Raw genomic sequence first — 3,203 nt, forward strand, 5'->3', positions numbered from 1 at the left:
GGCGGCTGACCGTCGGGCCGACGCGGGACGGCGAGCAGGTGGACGCCGACGCGGTGCTGCTCGCGGTGCCGGCCCGACCGGCCGCCCGGCTGCTCGCCGGCGCGGCGCCGGTGGAGGCGGACACCGTCGGGGCGTTGGACTACGCCAGCGTCGCCCTGGTCACGCTGGCGCTGCCCGGCCCGGACCTGCCGGAGCTGTCCGGCTTCCTGGTGCCGGCCGGCGAGGGCCTGCTGATCAAGGCGTCCACGTTCTTCACCACCAAGTGGGGGCACCTGCGCCGGCCGGACGGGCTGGCGCTGGTGCGCGCCTCGGTGGGCCGCTACGGCGACGAGACGTCGCTCCAGCTCACCGACGAGGACCTGGCCGCCGCCGTGCACCGGGAGCTGTCGGCGGTGCTGGGTGCGCCGCTGCCCACCCCGGTGGCCCGGCACGTGCAGCGGTGGGGCGGGGCGCTGCCCCAGTACACCCCCGGGCACGCCGACCGGGTGGCGGCGGTCCGGACGGCGCTGCGCGCCGCCCACCCGACGCTGGCCCTGGCCGGCGCCGGTTACGACGGCGTCGGCATCCCGGTCTGCGTCCGCTCCGGCGAGACGGCGGCCGAAGAGATCATCACGGCACTGGGAGGATCGGCAGCATGACCGAGCAGACCAACGCGGCGCGGCTGCGGGAGCTCAACGAGACCATCCGCTACACCATGTGGTCGGTGTACCGGGCCACCAGCCCGCTGCCCTCGCTGCGGGAGAACGTCGTCGACGAGGTCGAGTCGCTCTTCGCGGAGCTGGCCGGCAAGGACGTGACGATCCGGGGCACCTACGACGTGGCCGGGCTGCGCGCCGACGCGGACCTGATGATCTGGTGGCACTCGTCGTCCAGCGACGCGTTGCAGGACGCGTACCTGCGGTTCCGCCGCACCACGCTGGGGCGGGCGCTCACCCCGGTCTGGTCGCAGATGGCGCTGCACCGGCCGGCCGAGTTCAACAAGAGCCACATCCCGGCGTTCCTGGCCGACGAGCAGGCGCGCGCCTACCTCTGCGTCTACCCGTTCGTCCGCTCCTACGAGTGGTACCTGCTGCCCGACGCCGAGCGGCGTGAGCTGCTGGCCGAGCACGGGAAGATGGCCCGGGGCTACCCGGACGTGCGGGCCAACACGGTCGCGTCGTTCGCGCTCGGCGACTACGAGTGGATGCTCGCGTTCGAGGCCGACGAGCTGCACCGGATCGTGGACCTGATGCGCGACCTGCGGGCCTCCGGGGCGCGTCGGCACGTGCGCGAGGAGATCCCGTTCTACACCGGCCGGCGGCGCCCGATCGCCGACATCGTCACCTGCCTGGTGTGAAAGGAAGGGCCCCCTGTTAACGCCTCCGGTAGAGGAGGGGCCCCCTCTTAACACCGACGTGTTAAGAGGGGGCCCCTCCTTACTGCGGGGTGGTCAGGCGGACGTGGTGCAGGACAGGATGCCCGGCACCGGGTTGGTGCCGGTGCTGGTGCCGGTGAAGCCGAACGAGGTGCTCGCCCCCGGTGCCAGTGAACCGTTGTACGACACGTTCCGGGCCGTGACGAGCGTTCCGCTCGTGGTCACCGTGGCGTTCCACGCCGAGCTGACCTGCTGCCCGTTCTGGTAGTTCCAGCTCACCGACCAGCCGCGGATCGGCGAACCGCTGCCGTTGGTCACCTTCACCTCGGCCTGGAAGCCGCCGCCCCACTGGCCGGTGACCTGGTACGTGGCGGTGCAGCCGCCGGCGGGGTTCGGCGTGCTCGGCGGGGTGGTCGGGCCGCCCGTCGGCGAGGTGGTCGGCGACGCGGTGGGCGACGCGGTCGGCGAGGTGGTGGGCGACGGGCCGGCCCCGCCGAAGTCGACGTCACTGCACAGGTAGTAGGACTGGTCCAGGTGGCTGGCCTGCCAGATCGTGTAGACGATGTGCCGGCCGGTGCGGCCCGGCGCGTTCGCCGGCACCTGGATCGACACGCCCGAGGTCTCGGGCGTCCACTGGCTGGCCGGCGTGTTGCCGATCTGGCCGACCTGCTCCAGGTCGCTCCAGCGCAGCGGCGTGGTGAGCGCGTTGAAGCCCTGCTTGGTCACGTAGACCCGGATGTAGTCGGCACCGTGGCTGGCCTGGTCGTACAGCTTGATCCGGAAGTTGTTGGAGATCGGGGTGGTCTTCCAGGCGCCGACCGTGTCGAGCGCGTTGTAGCGGCCGCTGGAGGTACGCCCGCCGCTGCACAGCTGCCCGTCCGAGATGGCGCCCTGGTGGTTGCCGGCGACGCCCTCGCGGAACAGCCCGTTCCAGTTCCACATGGCGTTCGGGTCGGCCTGCCAGGCCTGCCAGCACATCGGGTCCTGGGTGGCCATCGCCGGGTTCTGGAAGTCGCTGCCCCAGCGCTGCCAGCAGCCGTAGTTGCGCGACGCCGGGTCGACCACCGACCCGTGCGCCGAGGCCGGGCCGGAGAACGCGGTGGTGAGCAGCGCCGCGACGACCGCGCAGACGCCGAGGATCGCCGCCGCGAGCGGAACGCGACGGCGGTGGGGAGTGGACATGGGAAGCCTCCGGGGTGGGGATGTCGGTGCACGACGCCCGGACTGTCGGGAGTTGCCCTCTCCCGCGTGGCGGCTCCGTCCGCACGCTGCCACAGAAAGCGACAGACGTCAATTAGTTGGGATTCCGGCGCATCGGGGTGTGCGGGATGCCGTCCTCCACGTAGCCGGGGCCGTCGACCACGAAGCCGTGCCCGGCGTAGAACCCCACCAGGTGCGTCTGCGCCTCCAGCACGCACGGCCGGTCGCCCACCACGGCCAGCGCCTCGGTCATCAGCGCGCCGGCCAGGCCCGCGCCGCGGGCCGCCGGCGCCACCACCACCCGCCCGATCCGGGCCACGCCGCCGGGATCGGCCAGGATGCGCAGGTACGCCAGCACGGCGCCGTCGCGGGTCAGCCAGAGGTGGCGGGTGCCGGGCTCGACGTCCCGGCCGTCGAGTTCCGGGTACGGGCAGGACTGCTCGACCACGAACACGTCGATGCGCAGCCGGAGCAGGTCGTGGAAGGTGCGGGCGTCCAGCTCGGTGAACGCCGCGACGTGTGGGTCGACGGACGGTGGCATCCCGCGATGTTAGGTCGCGTCCACCTCGGCGGTGGACTCGACGTCGGGCCGCGCCGGCGCGGCGACCCCGGCGGCGCGGACGCGGCGGGCCACCGTGCCGACCACGCC

General features: G+C 73.0%; 4 protein-coding genes. 2 read left to right on the forward strand and 2 right to left on the reverse strand.

Annotated features, from left to right (window positions below; genetic code table 11):
* The coding region (gene hemG / locus HUW36_RS29095) for a protoporphyrinogen oxidase (protein ID WP_174531046.1) at positions 1–638 on the forward strand (638 nt) is incomplete at its 5' end.
* On the forward strand, positions 635–1,336 hold the full coding sequence (hemQ, locus tag HUW36_RS29100) for a hydrogen peroxide-dependent heme synthase (protein ID WP_174531047.1): 702 nt from the start codon (positions 635–637) through the stop codon (positions 1,334–1,336). The genes hemG and hemQ, both read left to right, overlap by 4 nt.
* A gap of 93 nt (positions 1,337–1,429) precedes the next feature.
* Here hemQ and HUW36_RS29105 read toward each other — a convergent pair whose 3' ends face one another.
* Together HUW36_RS29105 and HUW36_RS29110 are read right to left on the reverse strand one after the other, a co-directional pair.
* Positions 1,430–2,536 (reverse strand): lytic polysaccharide monooxygenase auxiliary activity family 9 protein, encoded by a 1,107-nt coding sequence (locus HUW36_RS29105; protein ID WP_174531048.1) that lies wholly within the window; start codon positions 2,534–2,536, stop codon positions 1,430–1,432.
* Between the two features lie 112 nt (positions 2,537–2,648).
* Entirely contained in the window at positions 2,649–3,095 is a 447-nt protein-coding gene (locus HUW36_RS29110; RefSeq protein WP_174531049.1) for a GNAT family N-acetyltransferase, read from the reverse strand.
* Positions 3,096–3,203 lie beyond the last annotated feature (108 nt).

It is taken from the genome of Micromonospora maritima (assembly GCF_902825405.1).
In the GTDB taxonomy this organism is placed as follows: domain Bacteria; phylum Actinomycetota; class Actinomycetes; order Mycobacteriales; family Micromonosporaceae; genus Micromonospora; species Micromonospora maritima.